The organism is Streptomyces sp. NPDC050658, assembly GCF_044457025.1.
In the GTDB taxonomy this organism is placed as follows: Bacteria; Actinomycetota; Actinomycetes; order Streptomycetales; family Streptomycetaceae; genus Streptomyces.
The window spans coordinates 1,245,520-1,265,605 of record NZ_JBITGM010000001.1 but is presented as its reverse complement, the minus strand read 5'-3'; the positions used below and the strand labels follow the sequence as shown (position 1 = coordinate 1,265,605).

13 protein-coding genes and 1 pseudogene are annotated in these 20,086 nt (G+C 72.0%); 8 read left to right on the top strand and 6 right to left on the bottom strand.

Annotation, left to right across the window (positions count from 1 at the left end; all coding sequences use genetic code 11):
• The first annotated feature begins 51 nt into the window (after positions 1–51).
• On the top strand, positions 52–1,023 hold the full coding sequence (locus ACIBKX_RS05585) for a cation diffusion facilitator family transporter (protein WP_363271841.1): 972 nt from the start codon (positions 52–54) through the stop codon (positions 1,021–1,023).
• Here the strand turns inward: ACIBKX_RS05585 and ACIBKX_RS05580 are convergent.
• Entirely contained in the window at positions 984–1,772 is a 789-nt protein-coding gene (locus ACIBKX_RS05580) for a phosphatase (RefSeq protein WP_363271840.1), read from the bottom strand. The genes ACIBKX_RS05585 and ACIBKX_RS05580 overlap by 40 nt on opposite strands.
• 80 nt (positions 1,773–1,852) lie before the next feature.
• Positions 1,853–3,310, bottom strand: a complete 1,458-nt coding sequence (locus ACIBKX_RS05575; protein WP_363271839.1) for a PucR family transcriptional regulator — start codon at positions 3,308–3,310, stop codon at positions 1,853–1,855.
• A 230-nt stretch (positions 3,311–3,540) separates the two neighbouring features.
• Here ACIBKX_RS05575 and ACIBKX_RS05570 point away from each other — a divergent pair, with 230 nt between their 5' ends.
• From ACIBKX_RS05570 to ACIBKX_RS05545, 6 genes are all read left to right on the top strand, one after another.
• Positions 3,541–5,010 carry a sodium:solute symporter gene (locus ACIBKX_RS05570; RefSeq protein ID WP_363271838.1) on the top strand — a complete coding sequence of 490 codons (1,470 nt, stop codon included), beginning with the start codon at positions 3,541–3,543 and terminating at the stop codon, positions 5,008–5,010.
• Between the two features lie 99 nt (positions 5,011–5,109).
• Complete coding sequence (speB, locus tag ACIBKX_RS05565) at positions 5,110–6,108, top strand: agmatinase (protein ID WP_363271837.1); 999 nt, start codon at positions 5,110–5,112, stop codon at positions 6,106–6,108.
• A gap of 72 nt (positions 6,109–6,180) precedes the next feature.
• Complete coding sequence (locus ACIBKX_RS05560; RefSeq protein WP_363271836.1) at positions 6,181–7,866, top strand: thiamine pyrophosphate-binding protein; 1,686 nt, start codon at positions 6,181–6,183, stop codon at positions 7,864–7,866.
• A gap of 380 nt (positions 7,867–8,246) precedes the next feature.
• Entirely contained in the window at positions 8,247–11,984 is a 3,738-nt protein-coding gene (locus ACIBKX_RS05555; RefSeq protein WP_363271835.1) for an ABC transporter ATP-binding protein, read from the top strand.
• 118 nt (positions 11,985–12,102) lie between these two features.
• Positions 12,103–12,498, top strand: a complete 396-nt coding sequence (locus ACIBKX_RS05550) for a hypothetical protein (RefSeq protein ID WP_363271834.1) — start codon at positions 12,103–12,105, stop codon at positions 12,496–12,498.
• Positions 12,499–12,683: 185 nt separating this feature from the next.
• Positions 12,684–14,129: a S28 family serine protease gene (locus ACIBKX_RS05545; RefSeq protein ID WP_363271833.1), complete on the top strand. Its 1,446-nt coding sequence runs from the start codon at positions 12,684–12,686 to the stop codon at positions 14,127–14,129.
• A gap of 128 nt (positions 14,130–14,257) precedes the next feature.
• Here ACIBKX_RS05545 and ACIBKX_RS05540 read toward each other — a convergent pair whose 3' ends face one another.
• The 3 genes from ACIBKX_RS05540 to ACIBKX_RS05530 all read right to left on the bottom strand — a co-directional run bounded on the left by ACIBKX_RS05540 (position 14,258) and on the right by ACIBKX_RS05530 (position 18,196).
• The gene (locus ACIBKX_RS05540) at positions 14,258–14,893 is read right to left on the bottom strand and encodes a hypothetical protein (protein ID WP_363271832.1); all 636 of its coding nucleotides are present in this window, start codon (positions 14,891–14,893) and stop codon (positions 14,258–14,260) included.
• 138 nt (positions 14,894–15,031) lie between these two features.
• A complete protein-coding gene (locus ACIBKX_RS05535) occupies positions 15,032–16,867 on the bottom strand; it encodes a glycoside hydrolase family 3 protein (RefSeq protein ID WP_363271831.1) in 1,836 nt (611 codons plus the stop codon).
• A 375-nt stretch (positions 16,868–17,242) separates the two neighbouring features.
• Positions 17,243–18,196 carry a LysR family transcriptional regulator gene (locus ACIBKX_RS05530; RefSeq protein WP_363271830.1) on the bottom strand — a complete coding sequence of 318 codons (954 nt, stop codon included), beginning with the start codon at positions 18,194–18,196 and terminating at the stop codon, positions 17,243–17,245.
• A 92-nt stretch (positions 18,197–18,288) separates the two neighbouring features.
• On the opposite strand from ACIBKX_RS05530, the pseudogene ACIBKX_RS05525 reads away from it, so the two are divergent.
• A pseudogene (locus tag ACIBKX_RS05525) lies at positions 18,289–19,239 on the top strand (EamA family transporter); the annotation flags it as partial.
• On the opposite strand, the gene ACIBKX_RS05520 reads toward ACIBKX_RS05525, so the two are convergent.
• A complete protein-coding gene (locus ACIBKX_RS05520; protein ID WP_363271829.1) occupies positions 19,139–19,942 on the bottom strand; it encodes a sugar phosphate isomerase/epimerase family protein in 804 nt (267 codons plus the stop codon). The pseudogene ACIBKX_RS05525 and the gene ACIBKX_RS05520 overlap by 101 nt on opposite strands.
• Between the last annotated feature and the right edge of the window lie 144 nt (positions 19,943–20,086).

Genomic DNA, 20,086 nt, shown 5'->3' with positions numbered 1-20,086 from the left:
TTCGCGGTCCGCGTCGAGCGGTCCGGGGCGATCGGACATACCGTCCGATACATGAGTGAGCAGCCGTCGGCGGGCGGCGGCGAGAGCACCTTCACCGTTCTCGTCGCCGCCGTCGCCAACCTCGGGATCGCCCTCGCCAAGGCCGTGGCCGGTGTCATCAGCGGCTCCAGCGCGATGCTCTCCGAAGCCGCGCACTCGGTGGCCGACACGGTCACCGAACTGATGCTGCTCGTCTCCCTCAAGGCCGGCACACGCCCCGCCGACGAGGACCATCCGCTCGGCTACGGAGGGGCCCGCTACATCTGGGCGCTGCTCGCCTCCGTCGCCACCTTCGTCGGCGGCGGCGTCTTCGCCGTCTATGACGGCATCCACGCCCTGACGCACGCCGAGGACCCCGGCGACCCGCTCATCTCTTACATCGTCCTGGGTATCGCCTTCCTCCTGGAGGGCTACTCGCTGCGGACCGGCCTCAAGCAGGCGCGCGGCGAGGCCGACCGCTTCGGAGTGCCCGTCAAGCGCTATCTGCGGCACACGCCCGACACCGCGGTGAAGGCCGTCGTCCTGGAGGACTCGGCGGCGCTGACCGGCCTGCTGCTCGCCGCCGCGGGCCTCCTCGGCGGCCAGCTCACCGGATCGGGCGTGTGGGACGGCGTCGCCTCGCTCTGCATCGGCGTCCTTCTCGTGTACATCGCCTGGGTGCTAGGCCACGCCAACTCGGAACTGCTCATCGGGCGACCGCTCCCCGCGCAGACGCGCGCCGCGGTGCGGGCGGAACTCCTCGCCGACCCGCACGTCGTCGACGTACTGGAACTGACCACGCTGCTCCAGGGCCCCGAGGAGGCCCTGGTCGCCGCCAAGGTCGACTTCCGGGACATGGCGACGGCCGGGGACATCGAGCGGGCCTGCGACCGGATGGCGCACCGCCTCCAGGAGCGCTTCCCCGTCGTCACGCGCGTCTACCTGGACCCGACGCCGGGCCCGGCTCAGGACTCCGGAGTGAGCCCCGCCGAGTCCAGCAGGTAGGCCGTCATCGGGTCGTAGAAGCGGGGGCTCGTCACGTGGTCGTCCAGCGGGACCGTCACCTGGAGGGTGCCCTCGGCCTCGCCGATGAACAGCGCCGGGTCGTTGCAGTCCGCGTACCCCACGGAGTCGATGCCGCGCTGGCCCGCGCGTCCCGCCCAGCCGTGGTCGGCGACGACCAGGTCGGGCCGCGGGCGGCCCTCGCGCTCCAGGCCGTCCAGGATCGCGTTCATCGGCTCGGGGGAGTGCGTGTGCCACAGCGTCGCGCCGCGCTCCAGCATCGCCACGTCGGCGAACTGGAAGACCATCCCCTCGTCGGCGGTGAGGCCCTCCGGGATCACGACGATCTCGCAGCCGGCCGCGCGCAGGGCGGCCGCCGTCGCGCGGTGCACGTCGAGCATCCCTCCGGGGTGGCCCGTCGCGAAGAGCACCCTCTCCTTGCCGGCGGCCGCCTTACGGAGGCGGGCCGCCATCCGCTCCAGCGCGTCGACCGTCAGCTCCGGGTCGATCGTGTCCTGCCCCTGCCGGTACTCCGCGTCGTCGATGACACCGCACCGCTCGGCCATCACCGCGAGGACGTCCTGCTCGTCGCTCCAGCGGTCGCCGAGCTCCAGGCCGAGCCAGTAGTGCCGGTCGCCGTTCGCGAGCTTCCGGTAGTGGCTGAGGTTGTTCTCACGGGGGGTGGCGACATCGCCCGCGATGCGGGTGCGGACGAGATGGTCGACGAGCGCGGCACGGCTGGGTATCGGCATACGGCCCATTGTGCCGTCCGTGACCGCGCGGTGGCTGGCAGTCCCGAGGCCTGGACCATGTGATGTGCGCCCCTCGGCGATCATCCCCTGCCCAGCGCGAACCACAGCTCCATCCGTACGTCCGGATCGTCCAGGTCCGCGTCCAGGAGCGCCGCGCACCGCGCGATCCGCTGCCGCACCGTGTTCCGGTGCACCCCCAGCGCCGACGCCGTGCGGTCCCAACTGCCGTGCAGGGAGAGCCAGGTGCGCAGGGTCTCGGTGAGCGCCGGGCTGCCGCCGAGCGGGGTGAGCAGCACGCGCGCGTGGGCATCGGCCTCGGTGGGCGCCACCAGGGCGGCGATGCCCGCCTCCCGGTGCCGGACCAGCGGCGCGCGGGTCGCCTCGGCGCGGCGCAGGGCGCGGGCCGCCTGGGCGTCGGCGGCGGGCAGGTCGCCGGTCGCGGCGGGCGCGGAGACGCCGAGGGTCCAGCCGTTCGGCGGGGCGATCTCGCGGTCCGCGGGGACGAGCAGCCGTACGACGTCGTCGCTCGGGTCGACCAGACCGCTGCCCAGCGCCGCACCGAGCGCGGTCGCGGCCAGCGGGGTGTGCTCCTCCCCGCGCGCGTGCACCACGATCCAGCGGTCGCCGCCCAGGAGAGGGCCGATTTCCTCGGTGGAGGCACCGAGGAGCAGCCGTACCAGGGCGGAGGAGCGGGCCGCCTCGGAGGCGCCCTGGTGCTCCCCGGTGAGCAGCGAGAGCAGCACGACGGCGGCGCCCGCGATGATGTGGTCGCCCGGCTCGCGGCGCTCCGTGGCGAGGCCGAGCGCGAAGCCCCGGCCGCCGCCCAGCGCGTACGCGGCGAGGTGGACGCCCCCTGCCGTGTCGGCGGCGGACGCCGGTGCGGCTGTCGTGCCCCGGCGTACGACCCCGGTCAGCTCCCGCAGGGAGTCCCGCGCCGCGTCCTGTGACTGTCCCGCGGCCTGCAGCTCCGTCCCCTCCGGCCCGTACAGCGCCGCGAGGCCGCCGAGCCGGGACGCCAGCTGCCGCAGCACGGCGGGCACCGGGTCGGACCGCGCCGCCGCCGTGGCGAGGGCCTGCTGGGCCTGGGTCACCCGGCGCAGCTCCGCGTGTCTGGCCTCGGCCATGAGCCGCCAGACCGCGCGGGCGACCCCGCTGAACGTGGTGCGCGGCGGCACCTCGAGGAGCGGAAGACCGTAGTGGTCGCAGGCCTCCACGAGGGCGCGCGGCACGGTGTCGTGCATGGGGGCGACCCCGAAGCCGAGCGCCGCGCCGCCCGCCTCGACGATGCGGGCCACGTAGTCGTCGAGATACCCCCCGGAGCCCGCCGGGTCGGTGATGTGGACGCCCGCCGTCAGGAGCAGCTCGCCCCCGAGCAGATACGGGTACGGGTCCGCCATCTCCGAGGTGTGCACCCACTGCACGGCCGTACCCGCCGCCCGCGCGTCCGGGCCCGCGATCTGCCGCAGCCCGAGGTCCTCGCGGGCGAGCAGCGCGGCGAGGGGGACCGGCGGGGTGCCGGGGACTGCTGGGTCGGCCATAGTGGATGTTCCATCCATCTCGGTCGCGAGGAGTGGATGAAACGTACACTTCAGCGTTGCTTTCCGGCCACTTAGGGTCGTGCCGACCACAGGCCGCGGGTACGGGCGGATGTCCCCACGGCCGGTCATCACCCCCATCCGCGGACCTCCGGAAAGGCCGAGACCTCCGGGAAGGCCGCGGACCCCCATCTGCACGACACGCCACCGAGGTGCGTGAAGGAGGCCCCCTTATGGCCGTCGACTACACAGTGATCGTCGTCTATCTCGCCGGAATGCTCGCCATGGGCTGGTGGGGCATGCGCCGCGCCAAGTCCAAGAGCGAGTTCCTGGTCGCGGGTCGCCGCCTCGGGCCGTGGATGTACTCCGGGACGATGGCCGCCATCGTCCTCGGCGGCGCGTCCACCATCGGTGGCGTCGGCCTCGGCTACCAGTACGGGCTCTCCGGCGCCTGGATGGTCGTCACGATCGGCCTCGGGCTGCTCGCCCTGTCGGTCTTCTTCTCGGCGCGCATCGCCCGCCTGAAGGTCTACACCGTCTCCGAGATGCTCGACCTCCGCTACGGCGGCCGCGCGGGCGTCATCTCCGGAGTCGTCATGTGGGCGTACACGCTGATGCTCGCGGTCACCTCGACCATCGCGTACGCCACGATCTTCGACGTCATCTTCAGCATGGACCGCACGCTGGCGATCATCCTCGGCGGCTCCATCGTCGTCGCGTACTCGACGCTCGGCGGCATGTGGTCGATCACGCTCACCGACATGGTGCAGTTCGTGGTGAAGACCATCGGCGTGCTGCTCCTGCTGCTGCCCATCGCGGTCGTCAAGGCCGGCGGCTTCAGCGAGATGAAGGCCAAGCTGCCCACCGAGTACTTCGACCCGCTGGGCATCGGCGGCGAGACGATCTTCACGTACGTGCTGATCTATACGTTCGGCATGCTCATCGGGCAGGACATCTGGCAGCGCGTCTTCACCGCGCGCAGCGACAAGGTCGCCCGCTACGGAGGCACCGTCGCCGGAACGTACTGCCTGGTCTACGCGATCGCGGGCGCCGTGATCGGTACGGCGGCCAAGGTCATGTACCCGAAGCTGCCGAGCGCGGACGCGGCCTTCGCGACCATCGTCAAGGACGAACTGCCCATGGGCGTACGAGGACTGGTGCTCGCCGCCGCGCTCGCCGCGGTGATGTCCACCTCGTCCGGAGCGCTCATCGCCTGCGCCACCGTCGCCAACAACGACATCTGGTCGCGGCTGCGGGGCGTCGTGAAGTCCGAGGGCACGGGCGACGAGCCGCACGACGAGGTGAAGGGCAACCGCCTCTTCATCCTGCTCATGGGCATCGCCGTCGTCTGTATCGCCATCGCGCTCAACGACGTCGTCCAGGCGCTGACCGTCGCCTACAACCTGCTCGTCGCCGGTCTTCTCGTGCCGATCCTCGGCGGGCTGCTGTGGCGGCGCGGCACGGCGACCGGCGCGCTCGCGGCCATCGTCGCCGGCGGTCTCTCGGTCATCGGGCTCATGTGGGGGTACGGAATCCTCGCCAACGAGCCCATCTACTACGGCCTGCTGACCTCGCTCGCCGTGTACGTCGTCGTCTCCCTCGCCACCACGCCGACCGACGCCGCGGTGCTCGCCGCCTGGCGCGAGCGGCTGGCGGGGCGGGGCACGGAGGAGGCGGAGCCGGAGACTCCGGTAGCCGTCTAGCTTTCCGCGCGGCCCGCTGCCGGTGCTCACTGTCAGTGGGCCGCGCGACACTTGTCCCAGCAGTACCGCAGCACACGCATCAGCAGGAGGAAACCGACCATGACCAGCGCCGAGACCCCGACCCCCCGCGGCCCCGTCGACTCCTCCCGCATCCCCCGGTACGCGGGCCCGGCGACCTACGCCCGCCTGCCCCGCCTCGACGAGGTCGGCGGCAAGACGGACATCGCCGTGGTCGGCGTGCCCTTCGACACGGGCGTCTCGTACCGCCCCGGCGCCCGCTTCGGCGGCAACGCGATCCGCGAGGCCTCGCGCCTCCTCCGTCCGTACAACCCGGCGCAGGACGCGTCCCCCTTCGCGCTCGCGCAGGTCGCGGACGCGGGCGACATCGCCGCCAACCCGTTCAACATCAACGAGGCCGTCGAGACGATCGAGGCCGCGGCGGACGACCTGCTCGGCTCGGGCGCCCGCATGATGACGCTGGGCGGCGACCACACGATCGCGCTGCCGCTGCTGCGCTCGGTCGCCAAGAAGCACGGCCCGGTCGCCCTCCTCCACTTCGACGCCCACCTGGACACCTGGGACACGTACTTCGGCGCCGAGTACACCCACGGCACGCCGTTCCGCCGCGCCGTCGAGGAGGGCATCCTCGACACCGAGGCGCTCTCCCACGTCGGCACGCGCGGCCCGCTGTACGGCAAGCAGGACCTCACGGACGACGAGAAGATGGGCTTCGGCATCGTCACCTCGGCGGACATCTACCGCCGCGGCGCCGACGAGGTCGCCGACCAGCTCCGCCAGCGCATCGGCGACCGCCCGCTGTACATCTCCATCGACATCGACTGCCTCGACCCGGCGCACGCCCCCGGCACCGGCACCCCCGAGGCCGGTGGCATGACGTCGCGCGAGCTCCTGGAGATCCTGCGCGGCCTGTCCTCCTGCAACCTGGTCTCGGCGGACGTCGTCGAGGTCGCCCCCGCGTACGACCACGCGGAGATCACCGCGGTCGCCGCCTCGCACACGGCGTACGAACTGACGACGATCATGAGCCGGCAGATAGCCGCAGGCCGCGCCTCCGGTGCGGACCAGAACGCGAAGTGACCACGCCCGCGAGGCCGTAGGACACCAGGGCACGCCGGGCCGGAGCCCCGGTCGAGAAGGAGAAGACGCCGCATGACCCACGACCACGACCTGGTACTGCGCCCCACGCCGCGCCAGACCGAGGCCGCCCTGAACCCGCCCGCCGGGCGCAACGGCGGCGACCTCGTCGTCGAGACCCTCCAGGGCCTCGGCGCGACCACCGTCTTCGGCCTCCCCGGCCAGCACGCGCTCGGCATGTTCGACGCCCTGCGCCGCTCTTCCCTGTCGTACGTCGGACTGCGCGTCGAGAACAACACGGGCTTCGCGGCGGACGCGTACGGCCGGATCACCGGAGAGGTCGCCCCGCTGCTCCTGTCCACCGGTCCGGGCGCACTGACCTCGCTCGCCGCGCTCCAGGAGGCGGCGGCGGGCTCCTCGCCGGTCCTGGCGATCGGCAGCCAGGTCCCGGTGGCGGGACTCGGCGGCGGCCGGCACGGCTACCTCCACGAACTGCGCGACCAGCAGGCGTCCTTCCGCGACATCGTGAAGTCCGTCCACACGGTCCGCACGGCCTCGCAGATCCCGTCCGCCATCGCCGCGGCCTGGGAGTCGGCGCTGACCGCCCCGCACGGCCCGGTCTGGGTGGAGATCCCGCAGGACGTGCTGCTCGCGGAGACGACGCTGCCCGTGGTCACGGCCATGGACGCGACCCCGGACGAGGTCGTCCCGCGCCCCGAGCTGACCGCGGTCGCGGCCGACCTGCTGTCGCGCGCCGAGCGCCCGGCGATCATCGCGGGCGGCGGAGTCGTCCGCTCGGACGCGAGCGGCAAGCTGCTGGCGCTGGCCGAGCTGGTCAACGCCCCCGTGGTCACCACCTTCGGCGGCAAGGGCGCCTTCCCCTGGGAGCACCCGCTCTCGCTCCAGTCATGGCTGGAGGACCGCTACACCACGGACTTCCTGGAGGACGCGGACGTCCTCCTGGTGATCGGCTCCGGCCTGGGCGAGCTGTCCTCGAACTACCACACGTTCAAGCCGCGCGGCCGGGTCATCCAGATCGAGGCGGACGCGGGGAAGCTGGAGTCCAACCACCCGGCGCTCGGCATCCACGCGGACGCGCGGCTGGCCCTGTCGGCGCTGTTGGAGACGATCGACGCGCCGCGTGAGGACCCCTCGGCCCCCGAGCGGGTCAGGGCGGTCCTCACCCAGGTCAGGGACCGTATCGCCGCCCAGGACCTCACCCTGGAGCAGCAGGTCCTGGCGTCCGTCCGCGCGGCGCTCCCCGACACCTCCCCGTCCTTCTGGGACATGACGATCCTGGCGTACTGGGCGTGGTCCGCCTTCGACGCCCGTCACCCCAACACGATGCACTCGGCCCAGGGCGCGGGCGGCCTCGGGTACGGCTTCCCGGCGGCCATCGGCGCGGCCGCCGCGGACCCCTCCAAGCCGGTGCTCGCCGTCTCGGGCGACGGCGGCGCGATGTACTCCATCGCGGAACTGGCCTCGGCCAAGCAGCACGACCTGCCGGTGACCTGGCTGATCGTGGACGACGGGGGCTACGGAATCCTCCGGGAGTACATGTCCGACGCCTTCGGCGAGGCCACGGCCACGGAGCTCTCCCGCCCCGACTTCGTAGCCCTCGCGGAGTCCTTCGGTGTCCCGGCACTCCGGACGACCCCGGAGTCCCTCCGGGAGGACCTGTCAAAGGCGCTGGCGACACCGGGCCCCTCAGTGGTCGTGCTTCCGGCAGTCCTGCGGATGTTCGAGCCGACGCACCTCTGAGGGGACCCAGTACGCACAGCCGTCCCGCATGTCCGTGGACGATGGGCGGCGGGCGCGTGCAGTGCCAGTGCCAGGACGGCGCCGTACGCGTCCGCGAGCCCGGTCAGGCTCACCACCAGGACGGTCCGCGTCCCCTTGCCCGTGTCGACGTCCCAGACATCCCCCCTGGCGATCGTCACAGGGCGTCGCCCTCCCCGTCGAGGTCGAGCGGCCGGTCGAGGGCAGCGAGCTTGCGGGCCGCGTCCAGCGGGGTGTGCCGCCCGTCATCCGCTGTGCGCCGCTGGTCCTAGGTCCATAGCCCCCTCTTTGTTGCGGCGGGATGAAATCCGCACTCCACCCGGTTGTGCCTCTCGGCAGGTCAGGTCGACGGGAGGCAGCACGTGAGCGAGCAACGGGGCGGGGTTCAGCCGGAGGGATCCGGGTGGGCGAAACGGCTCACCGGGTACGCATGGCGCTACCCGAAGGACGTGCTGCTCGCGCTCGGGTCCTCGCTCGCCGGTATGGCCGTCATGGCGCTCGTCCCGCTGATCACCAAGGTGATCATCGATGACGTGGTCGAGGACCGGACCCGGTCCATGGGGCCCTGGGCCGCCGCCCTGCTCGGCGCCGCCGTCCTCGTCTACGTCCTCACCTACATACGCCGCTACTACGGCGGCCGCCTCGCCCTCGACGTCCAGCACGATCTGCGGACCGAGATGTACGGGACGATCACGCGGCTCGACGGACGGCGGCAGGACGAGCTGTCCACCGGGCAGGTCGTCGGCCGCGCCACCAGTGACCTGCAGCTCATCCAGGGACTGCTCTTCATGCTGCCGATGACCATCGGCAACCTGCTGCTCTTCCTGATCTCCCTGGTGATCATGGCGTGGCTCTCGCTGCCGCTCACCCTCGTCGCACTCGCCGTCGCCCCCGCCCTCTGGTTCATCGCCCGCCGCTCCCGCACCCGGCTGCACCCCGCCACGTGGTACGCGCAGGCCCAGGCCGCCGCCGTGGCCGGTGTCGTCGACGGCGCCGTCAGCGGCGTACGCGTGGTGAAGGGCTTCGGACAGGAGGAGCAGGAGACCGGGAAGCTCAGGGAAGTCGGGCGCAAGCTCTTCGCCGGGCGGCTGCGGACCATCCGGCTCAACTCCCGCTACACGCCCGCCCTGCAGGCCGTCCCCATGCTCGGCCAGGTCGCCATGCTGGCCCTCGGCGGCTGGCTCGCGGTCAAGGGCGAGATCACCCTCGGTACGTTCGTCGCCTTCTCCACCTATCTCGCGCAGCTCGTCGGGCCCGTGCGGATGCTCGCCATGGTGCTGACCGTGGGGCAGCAGGCCCGCGCGGGCGTGGAGCGCGTGCTCGAACTCATCGACACCGAGCCGAGCATGAAGGACGGCACCAAGGAACTGCCCGCCGACGCTCCCGCCACCGTCGAGTTCGACGACGTCGGCTTCGCCTACGAAGACGACCGGCCCGTCCTCGACGGGCTCTCCTTCGAGATACGTCCCGGCGAGACCCTCGCCGTCGTCGGCTCGTCCGGCAGCGGCAAGTCCACCGTCTCGCTGCTGCTTCCCCGCTTCTACGACGTGACCCACGGCGCCGTCCTCGTCGGCGGGCGCGACGTGCGCGAGCTGACCCTCGGCTCCCTGCGGTCCGCCATCGGGCTCGTGCCCGAGGACTCCTTCCTCTTCTCCGACACCGTCGGCGCGAACATCGCGTACGGCCACCCGGACGCGACCCAGGAGGAGATCGAGACCGCCGCGCGCGCCGCGCAGGCCGACCGGTTCATAGCCGAGCTGCCCGACGGATACGACACCAAGGTCGGCGAGCAGGGGCTCACGCTCTCCGGCGGTCAGCGCCAGCGCATCGCGCTCGCCCGCGCCATCCTCACCGACCCCCGCCTCCTCGTCCTCGACGACGCCACCTCCGCCGTGGACGCCCGCGTCGAGCACGAGATCCACGAGGCGCTGCGGGGCGTGATGGCGGGGCGGACCACGCTCCTCATCGCGCACCGGCGCTCCACCCTCGGCCTCGCCGACCGCATCGCCGTCCTCGACGGCGGCCGACTCGCCGCCATCGGCACGCACGCGGAGCTGGAGGAAGGGTCCGCGCTCTATCGGCGCCTCCTCACCGACCCCGACGAGCTCGGCGGCGTATCGCCCGGCCACACCGTTCCCGCCGACCTCCCCGAGGACACCTCCGTACGCGATGAGCTCGACGCCGAGTTCGACGCCGAGCGCGGCATCACGCCCACCCTGTGGACCGGTGACCGGGAGCCCAAGGACACCGCCCTGTCCGGGATGCCCTCGACGCCCGAACTCCTCGCCCAGGTCGACGCGCTGCCCCCGGCCACCGACACCCCCGGCATCGACGAGGCGCGGGCCGTCACGCCCGAGGAGTCGTACGGACTGCGCAGACTGCTCGCCGGGTTCGGCCTCCCGCTGCTCCTGAGCCTGCTCCTGGTGGCCGTCGACGCCGGCATGGGCCTGCTGCTTCCCGTCCTGATCCGGCACGGCATCGACGAGGGCGTCAACCAGCTCGCGCTCGGCGCGGTGTGGACCGCCTCCGCCATCGCGCTCGTCGCCGTCGCCGTCCAGTGGGTGGCGCAGACCGGCGAGACCCGGATGACCGGACGGACCGGCGAGCGGGTGCTCTACTCGCTGCGGCTGAAGATCTTCTCCCAGCTCCAGCGGCTCGGACTCGACTACTACGAGCGGGAGTTGACCGGGCGCATCATGACCCGGATGACCACGGACGTGGACGCGCTCTCCACCTTCCTGCAGACCGGGCTCGTCACGGCCTTCGTCTCCGTCGTCACCTTCTTCGGCATCATGGTCGCCCTGCTCGTCATCGACGTACAGCTGGCGCTGGTCGTCTTCGCGACGCTGCCGGTGCTCGTCATCGGCACGTTCTTCTTCCGCAGGTCCAGCGTGAAGGCGTACGAACTGGCGCGTGAGCGGGTCTCCGTGGTCAACGCCGACCTCCAGGAGTCCGTCGCGGGGCTGCGCATCGTGCAGGCCTTCCGGCGCGAGGGCGCGGGCCGCGAGCGGTTCGCCGAGAACAGCCACAGCTACCGCAAGGCCCGCATCCGGGGCCAGTGGCTGATCTCCGTGTACTTCCCGTTCGTGCAGCTCCTGTCGTCCGTCGCCGTCGTCGCCGTGCTGATCGTGGGCGCCGGGCGGGTCGAGGCGGGCACGCTGACGACCGGTGCGCTCGTCGCCTATCTGCTCTACATCGACCTGTTCTTCGCGCCCGTCCAGCAGCTCTCGCAGGTCTTCGACGGCTACCAGCAGGCCACCGTCTCGCTCGGCCGCATCCAGGAGCTCCTCCAGGAGCCGACCTCCACGAAGACCGCCGACGAGCCGCTCGACGTCCTGTCGCTGCGCGGCGAGGTCGCCTTCGAGGACGTCGACTTCGCGTACGGCGCCTCCGACGCACCGGAGGAGGCCCTGAGCGGCGTGCGGCTGCGGATACCCGCGGGGCAGACCGTCGCCTTCGTCGGTGAGACCGGCGCCGGCAAGTCGACGCTGGTCAAACTGGTCGCCCGGTTCTACGACCCGACCGGGGGCCGCGTCACCGTCGACGGCACCGATCTGCGCTCCCTGGACCTCACGGCGTACCGCCACCGCCTGGGAGTCGTCCCGCAGGAGGCCTACCTCTTCGCGGGCACGGTGCGCGACGCGATCGCCTACGGCCGCCCCGACGCCACGGACGCCGAGGTCGAGGCCGCGGCCCGCGCGGTCGGCGCGCACGACATGATCGCCACCCTGGACGGCGGCTACCTCCACGAGGTCTCCGAGCGCGGCCGCAACCTCTCGGCCGGCCAGCGCCAGCTGATCGCCCTCGCCCGCGCCGAACTCGTCGACCCGGACATCCTGCTCCTCGACGAGGCCACCGCCGCCCTTGACCTGGCCACCGAGGCGCAGGTCAACCAGGCCACGGACCGCATAGCGGGCCGGCGCACCACTCTGGTCGTCGCGCACCGCCTCACCACCGCAGCCCGCGCCGACCGCGTGATCCTCATGGACCACGGCCGGGTCGCCGAGGACGGCACGCACGAGGAACTGCTCGCTCTGGACGGCCGGTACGCGCGGCTGTGGCGCACCTTCGTGGGCGAGGCGGAACCGTCGGCGGCATGAGGTCGTGAAGGAAATGGCGTGATGTCGCGAAGGAATCGGGACACGTTCGCAACCGGGCCCCCTACGGCAAGCGTCCGTACATCAGTACGCTGATGCGGAAGTGGCGGGAGGGGAACCAGTGGGCAACGGACGAATACGGCGGCGCCTCGCGCTCGGTGTCGCCGTCCTCGCGGCTTCCTTCCTGGTCGGCCTCGTCGGCGCGGGCACCGCGCAGGCCCAGGTCGACGTGGCCCGCTGCGCCGGGCACAAGGCCCGCACGCTCACCTTCAGCACGGGCAAGGTCGTCATCTACAAGAAGCGCGGCTATGTCTGCGCCCTGACGATCGCCAAGCGTCCCGGCGCCCGCAAGACCATGTCCGTCAGCGTCCAGGCCCGCGGTAACCGCCCGGCCAGGGACATCGGCCAGTACACCCATCACGCGGGGCCGGTGACGGTGCACGCGGGGCGCCGGTGCGTGTGGGTGAAGGGGACGGTGGGGCAGGGGAGCACCAGCTCGGGCTGGATCCTCTGCTGAGGAGTGTGCCTGCGTCCCACTGCGGCGCGCGCCCGCTTCTGTTCGTAACGCAACCGATATTGACGCGAGGCAACCGATTCTCGTGTGACGCAACAGGTGCTTGTGCTCGGTAAGAGCCCCTAGTGGTAGCGGAGTTGCTCCGATAGGTTCCGGCGGACGCAAACCGCGAACCCAGGGGAGAGTGCATGCGCAAGGCGCTCAGATGGCTGCTGTCGCTGGTGGTGCTCATAGGCACCGTCGGCACGGCGAGCGCGGCAGGGGCGGCCACCGCCGCCGGACCGCGGGCCACCGACACCAAGGCAGTCGGCACCGAGGACACCGACATCAAGGACCGGCTCCTCGCGATACCGGGCATGAGCCTGATCGAGGAGAAGCCGTACGCCGGTTACCGCTACTTCGTCCTCAACTACACCCAGCCGGTCGATCACCGGCACCCCTCCAAGGGCACGTTCAAGCAGCGCCTGACGGTGCTGCACAAGGACACCGCCCGCCCCACCGCCTTCTTCACCAGCGGCTACGGAGTCTCCACCAACCCGAGCCGCAGCGAGCCCACGCGGATCATCGACGGCAACCAGGTCTCCATGGAGTACCGCTACTTCACGCCGTCCCGCCCCGAGCCCGCCGACTGGTCCAAGCTCGACATCTGGCAGGCCGCGAGCGACCAGCACCGCATCTTCAAGGCGCTGAAGCCCGTCTACGACAAGAAGTGGGTGGCGACCGGCGGTTCCAAGGGCGGCATGACCGCGACGTACTACGAGCGGTTCTACCCCAAGGACATGGACGGCGTCGTCGCGTACGTCGCCCCGAACGACGTCGTGAACAAGGAGGACTCGGCCTACGACGAGTTCTTCGAGACGGTCGGCACCAAGGAGTGCAGGACCGCGCTCGAGGCGGTGCAGCGCGAGGCGCTCGTGCGGCGTGAGCCGCTGGAGAAGAAGTACGCCGAGTTCGCCGAGAAGGGCAAGTACACCTTCAAGACCGTCGGGAACCTCGACAAGGCCTTCGAGGCGGTCGTCCTCGACATGGTCTGGGGCTTCTGGCAGTACCAGCCGGAGTCGGCCTGCGCGGACGTCCCGGACGCCAAGTCCTCCTCCGACCAGGCGATCTTCGACTACATCGACGAGGTGGGCGGCTGGTCGTCCTACACGGACCAGGGCCTGACCCCGTACACGCCGTACTACTACCAGGCCGGTACGCAGCTGGGCTCTCCCGACATCTCGCAGCCGTGGCTCGGTGACCTGAGCCGCTACGGCTACCAGCCGCCGCGGAACTTCGTGCCGCGCGAGATCCCGATGAAGTTCCAGCCGGGTGCCATGCGCGACGTGGACAGCTGGGTGAAGAAGAACGCGCACCGGATGATGTATGTCTACGGCGCGAACGACCCGTGGGGCGCCGAGCCGTTCCACCCCGCCACGGGCGGCAAGCACGACTCGTACGTCTTCACCGCGCCCGGCGCGAACCACGGCGCGAACGTGGCGGGCCTCGTCGCGGACGAGAAGGCGAAGGCGACGGAGCGGATCCAGGCCTGGGCGGGCGTCTCGTCCTCCGCGGCCACGGCGAAGCCCCTCGCCCCGTACGACGCGAAGCTGGACCGCAAGGACGTCCGGCGCGAGCAGACGCTGCGTCCGTAACGGCGGTTGCTCCGACGTGACGCCGGAGGGGCCGATCCGACCGGCCCCTCCGGCGCCCGAGGGCAGCTCAAAGAGAGCGGCTCAAAAAAGAGGGCGGCCCGAAGAAGGCAGCTCAGAGAAGCGGCAGCTCACACCCGTACCGCGCACCCCACCGGTTTCCCGCCCTCCAGCGACACATAGAGCTCGGTGACCGCGGGGCACTCGGCGCGATCGGTGACGGCCTGCGTCACCCGGTACTCCGGAGCCTTCGCCGCCGAGCCGTCGCACGCCGTCTCGCGGACCTCGCCGCGCCCCGCTCCGTACACGCAGTCGCCGACGACGGTCCGGGGACCGCCCCCGCCGCCGGGGTCTCCGGGATGCGGGGATTCCAGGTTCCGCATGCAGGCGTAGCCCCGCGGCACCGCCCCGTTGCCGTCCTCGTCGACCGCGGGCCGGTCCTCGCTGATGTGCAGGACGAAGTCGGTGCGGGCGGGGCAGGACGGGCCCTCCGCGACCTTTCCTTCGTAGCGGGCGATCACCCGGGCCGCCGCCCGCTCACTCCCGCACGACACCTCCGTGAACGACTCACGCCCCCGCGAACTGCACTCGTCCACGGCGAGGAACACCGCGCCGTACCCGGAAGACACCGACGAGGACGGCCGGTCGTCGAGCCGGCCCGATGAATCCGACGCCGGATCCGCGGACTTCTGGCAGCCGGTCGCGCCGACGGCAAGGACGAGCAACGCAAGCGACATCACCCACCGCGCCATGTTCCAGCCAAGCATGGCAAACCCCCCGATATGTGCACCCAGCGTGACCCGCCGGGGCGGGCGCACGCCAGGTGCGCGGGGTGCTTTGGGTCAGTTGGCGGTGGTGCGCCGGGAGCGCGGCGTACGTTCCGTACGCCAACTGCCGCGCGCGGCTCAGTACCGCAGGCCGTACCCCACCGGATACAGCTCCTGGCCCGGATCGTCCGCCCGCTGCACCGGCACCGGCAGCCGCCCCTGTGGCCCGGCGCGGCCCGCGATCACCCGTACCGCGGCCCGCAGTTCGACGTCCGTCCAGCAGTAGGCGGCGAGCGAGGCGCCCACCGTGCCGAGCCGTGCCACGTCGTACGGATTACGGATGGCCACGGCCACGACCGGTACGCCGGTCGCCACCAGCGCTTCCACCAGGGCGATCTGCGCGCTGCCCGCCCCCACGTTGTACGTCCCCACGAGCACCGCGTCCTTGCCCGCGGCCGCGGCCACCGCCTCCGCGATCTTCGCGGTGGAGGGCGCGGTGCCGGTGGGCAGCACGGTCGGCGTGTAGCCGAGGTCCGTCAACTCGCGGCCCAGTACGGAAGTCGGCGGTCCCGTGGTCCCGGAAGGCGATGCCGGGTCCGCGCCCACCACCAGGATCCCCTGGTGCGTACGCCGTGACAGCGGCAGCAGCCCGCCCTCGTTGATCAGCAGCGTCGTCGTCTCCTCGGCGATCCGGTCGGCCGCGGCGAGGTGTCCGCGGGTGCCGACCGCCCGGTCGACGCCGCGCGAGGTGACGTACGGATCGGAGAAGAGGTCCAGCTTCGCCTTGAGCCGCAGGATCCGCAGGATCGACGCGTCGAGGCGCGCCTCCGTCAACTCGCCGTCCCTGACGGCCTGGAGCACCGCGTTCCAGGCGATCTCCGGCTTCGGCGGGTTCAGGAGCTGGTCCACGCCCGCCTTCAGCGCGAGCACGGGGACGCGGTCGTCGCCGTACTTCGTGCGGACGCCCTGCATGCCGAGGGAGTCCGTCACCACCACGCCGTCGTAGCCGAGTTCCTCGCGCAGGATGCCGGTGAGGATGGGGCGGGAGAGCGTGGCGGGGTCCTCGGCGGGGTCGAGGGCCGGGACGACGATGTGCGCGGTCATGATCGAGTCGATGCCCGCGGCCACCGCCGCGCGGAACGGCGGGGCGTCGAGGGTCTCCCACTGCTCACGGGTGTGGTGGATGTACGGCAGCTTGGAGTGGCTGTCGTCCTTGGTGTCGCCGTGGCCGGGGAAGTGCTTGGACGTCGCCGCGATGTCCGTGCCCTGGTAGCCCTTGACCTGCGCGGCGACCAGACCGGCGACGGCTTCGGGGTCGGCGCCGAAGGAGCGTACGCCGATGACGGGGTTGGCGGGGTTGACGTTCACGTCGGCGACCGGGGCGTAGTTCTGCCGGATGCCCAGCGCGCGCAGCTCGGCGCCCGCGATGCGGGCGGCCTTGCGGGCGGTGGCCTGCGAACCGGCGGCGCCCAGGGCCATCGCGCCCGGCAGCAGCGTGGCGGGGATGCCGACGCGGGCCACGGCGCCGTGTTCCTGGTCGGTGGATATGAGCACGGGGATGCCGGAGGTGGGGGAGTTCTCGGGGGCTTCCGGGGTGAGCGCGGCCCGCTGGATGCCGTTGGAGAGGTCCGCGATCTGGTGCGGGGCACGGGTGTTGTGGGCCCAGCCGAAGTAGATGATGCCGCCGAGGTGGTACTTGGCGACGGCCTCGGCGGCGGTGCGGACGCCGAGTTCCCTGAGGTTGGCGTCGATGTCCGCCTGGTCGGGCTCGGTGGCGGAGTGGCCGTACACATGCATCACGAAGAGCTGGCCGACCTTCTCCTCCAGGCTCATCCGGGAGATGCGCTCGCGGAGCCTCCGGTCACGTTCGCGGTCGCCGCTGCCCGCCGCGTGCGCGGAGGGTGCGGCCAGGGCCGTCGCGGCGACGGCGGTGGCGGCGAGGAGGGTGCGTCTGGAGGCGTTGCGGTGGGACATGTGTGCTCCTTCGGGGACGGATGCCGGACCGGAGCCGGGCCGTGGCCCGGTGGCAGCCGGGCTGGGGAAACCGGCTGAAGGAAACTTCCCGAGTGCCACGGATATCCCGAAGATTTCTGCCGGTCAAGTGATCCGGCGGCCACTGTGGAGGTGGGAGGGGCCGTCACCGGTGCTGTTGGAGGGGGGCGCACCGGTGACGGCATGCTGCCGGCCGCGGGCGGCGGAGAGGGTGGTCAGCGTTCGCAGCCAGCAGCGATGCCGACACCGCCTCGCGGAGACTCACCCGGCAGCACGCCCGTTGGACGGTGGCGCCTTCTCGTGGGTTCCCGGCCGGGGGCGTATTTCCGGAAAGTGGTACGCCCGTGAGAGCTGGGCTCAGTGAGCCGCTTCGGGGGCAGCTCCGGAGCGCGTTTCCGGGGTCGCTTCGGACGTCGCTTCGGGCCAGTGCGCCTGGAGCGTCCGTACCGTCTCGGCGATGGCGGGCCGCCGCGACGCCCCGGCCCGCCACAGCGCGTACAGCCGCCGCACCGGCACCGGATCGAGCCGCACGGTGACCGCGCCCGCCGGGATCGGGCCGCGGCCCAGGCGCGGGATGAGCGCGATGCCGAGCCCGGCGGCGACCAGCGCGACGAGCGTGGGGTTCTCCTCCGCCATGTGCGCGATGTCCGGTTCGCAGCCCGCCTCGCGCAGGGTGCGGACCAGCCACTCGTGACAGACGAGCCCCGGCGGCTGGGTGATCCACCGCTCGCCCTTCAGCTCCTCGCGGCGTACGGCGGCGCGCCCCGCGAGCGGATGCCCCGCCGGCACGACGAGGTCGCAGAAGTCGTCCCCGATGACGGCCTGTTCGACGCCGGGAGGCGTGGGGAGCGGCGCGATGTCCCAGTCGTGCACGACGGCCAGGTCCACCGCGCCCTTGGCCACCAGGTCGACGGAGAGATGCGGGTCGATCTCCGAGAGGCGGGCGTCGAGGGCGGGGTGCCGCCGGGCGAGATCCGCGAGTACGCCGGGCAGCAGTCCGCGCGCGGCGGAGGCGAACGCGACGACGGTCAGCCGCCCCGCGGGCACCCCGCGCCGCTCCTCCAGCTCGGTCTCGGCCCGCTCGACGATGGCCATCAACTCCCGTGCGGTCTCGGCGAGATGCCGCGCTTCCTCGGTGAGCGCGACGCCCCGCCCGCGCCGCTCCAGGAGCGTGGTGCGGGTCTCCCGCTCCAGCTTGGCGATCTGCTGCGAGACGGCGGAGGGCGTGTACCCGAGCGCGGTGGCTGCGGCGCCGACGGTGCCGTGCACGGACACGGCGTGCAGGGCGCGGAGGCGGGCGAGGTCGAGCATCGGAGAACCCCCCCATTCATTAGCGTTGCTACATCCCATCATGCAGAGATCCGTGCTGGTCCTACACGGTCGTGCCGGGTGATCCTCGACGCATGCGACCCGTCCACGTCTGCCTCGCCGTCCTCGTCGCCGCCGTATGGGGCGCCAATTTCGTCGTCATCGAGCTGGGGCTCGACCACTTTCCGCCGCTGCTCTTCTCCGCCCTGCGGTTCCTGGTGGCGGCGCTGCCCGCGGTGTTCTTCGTGGGGCGGCCCAAGGTGGCCTGGAAGTCGATCATCGGCGTCGGGCTCGTCCTCGGGGTCGCCAAGTTCGGGCTGCTCTTCATCGGGATGGACGCCGGGATGCCGGCCGGGGTCTCCTCGCTGGTGCTGCAGATCCAGGCCGTGTTCACGGCCGTCTTCGCCTTCGCGGTACTCGGTGAACGGCCGGGCCGGGTGCGGGTGCTCGGCATGGCCGTCGCGCTCGCCGGTATCGGTGTCGCCGCCGTCGACGAGGGGGAGTCGGGGCCGCTCACGGCCTTCGCGCTGCTGATCGCCGCCGCGGCCTGCTGGGGCGCCTCCAACGTCCTGACCCGCAAGGCGTCCCCGCCCGACTCCCTCAACTTCATGGTCTGGGTGAGCACGGTCCCGGTGCTGCCGCTGCTCGCCCTCTCGCTCCTCTTCGAGGGCCCGTCGCGCGACCTCGAGGCTCTCCGCTCCCTGGACTGGCAGGGCGCCGGGATCATCGTCTACGTCGCGTGGATCACGACGGTCTTCGGCTTCGGCGCCTGGGGTTATCTGCTGCGCCGCCACCCGGCGTCCACGGTCGCGCCCTTCTCCCTGCTCGTCCCGGTCTTCGGCATGTCGGCGGCGGCCCTGTTCCTGGGCGAGTCGGTGTCCGGGCTCGGCTGGTGCGCCGCGGCGCTCCTCGTGGGCGGCGTCGGGCTCACCTCCTTCGCCGGGGTCAGGTCGCGCGGTTCAGCAGCCGGGACAGGAACTCCCGTCCGGGGCCCAGGAGTTCGGGAAGCGGCGCCGCCGCCTCGTACCACCGCTTCTCGTACTCCCAGCACAGCCAGCCGTCCCGGTGCTCCCCGCTGAGCAGGACGTCCACGGAATCGGCGAGCGGCAGCACGCCGTCGCCGAGCGCACAGGGAGTCGTGTCGGCCGCCGACGCGATGTCCTTCACCTGGACGTAGCCGAGGTAGGAGGCGAGCGCCGCATAGCTCTGCGCGGGAGTCTCGCCGCCGAGCCAGGTGTGCATCACGTCCCACAGCGCGCCCGCGTTGCGGTGCCCGACCGCGCCGAGCACACGGGTCGCAGCGGCGCCGGTGCGGTGCGAGTCGTGGGTCTCCAGGAGGATGCGTACGCCGCAGTCCGCGGCGTACTCGGCGGCGGTACCGAGCCGCCGGGCCGCCGTCGCGTCGGCCTCCTCGGCGCTCTGCTCGGTGCCGCCGCCGGGGAAGACGCGGACGAACGGGGCGCCGAGGTCGCGCGCGAGGCCGAGCAGGGTCCGTATCTCGGCGAGCACGGGACCGTCCTCGCCGGGCGCCGCCACGCGCGCGTACCCGGCGACACCGAGGATCTCGACGCCGGCGTCCTTGAACCGGGCGGCGGCGTCGGCCCGTTCGGTCAGCCCGATCCCCGGATGCACCGGCTCTTCGGGGTGCGCGCGCAGCTCGACGCCGTGGAAGCCGTGGGTGGTGGCGAGGCCCAGCACTTCGGCGAGCGGCAGTCCGGGCACGCCGAGGGTGGAGAAGGCGAGTTTCATGACGCAGACCCTAGGGCCTGTCCGGCGGATCTGGCCGACTCCTGTGGGCGGTGCCTCGTCTCTGCCGCAGATGCGCGTGCCAGGCCGCCGCGTCCCGGGCCGCCGCGTCCCAGGCGAGATCCGCCGGACAGGCCCTGGGCACAT

Bases quoted from the DNA above. Each gene is read 5' to 3' on its own strand.
- ACIBKX_RS05535 (WP_363271831.1), bottom strand. From the start codon at position 16,867: ATGTCCCACCGCAACGCCTCCAGACGCACCCTCCTCGCCGCCACCGCC.
- ACIBKX_RS05560 (WP_363271836.1), top strand. From the start codon at position 6,181: ATGACCCACGACCACGACCTGGTACTGCGCCCCACGCCGCGCCAGACC.
- ACIBKX_RS05575 (WP_363271839.1), bottom strand. From the start codon at position 3,310: ATGGCCGACCCAGCAGTCCCCGGCACCCCGCCGGTCCCCCTCGCCGCG.
- ACIBKX_RS05580 (WP_363271840.1), bottom strand. From the start codon at position 1,772: ATGCCGATACCCAGCCGTGCCGCGCTCGTCGACCATCTCGTCCGCACC.
- ACIBKX_RS05570 (WP_363271838.1), top strand. From the start codon at position 3,541: ATGGCCGTCGACTACACAGTGATCGTCGTCTATCTCGCCGGAATGCTC.
- ACIBKX_RS05530 (WP_363271830.1), bottom strand. From the start codon at position 18,196: ATGCTCGACCTCGCCCGCCTCCGCGCCCTGCACGCCGTGTCCGTGCAC.
- ACIBKX_RS05540 (WP_363271832.1), bottom strand. From the start codon at position 14,893: ATGCTTGGCTGGAACATGGCGCGGTGGGTGATGTCGCTTGCGTTGCTC.
- ACIBKX_RS05585 (WP_363271841.1), top strand. From the start codon at position 52: ATGAGTGAGCAGCCGTCGGCGGGCGGCGGCGAGAGCACCTTCACCGTT.
- speB (WP_363271837.1), top strand. From the start codon at position 5,110: ATGACCAGCGCCGAGACCCCGACCCCCCGCGGCCCCGTCGACTCCTCC.
- ACIBKX_RS05545 (WP_363271833.1), top strand. From the start codon at position 12,684: ATGCGCAAGGCGCTCAGATGGCTGCTGTCGCTGGTGGTGCTCATAGGC.
- ACIBKX_RS05520 (WP_363271829.1), bottom strand. From the start codon at position 19,942: ATGAAACTCGCCTTCTCCACCCTCGGCGTGCCCGGACTGCCGCTCGCC.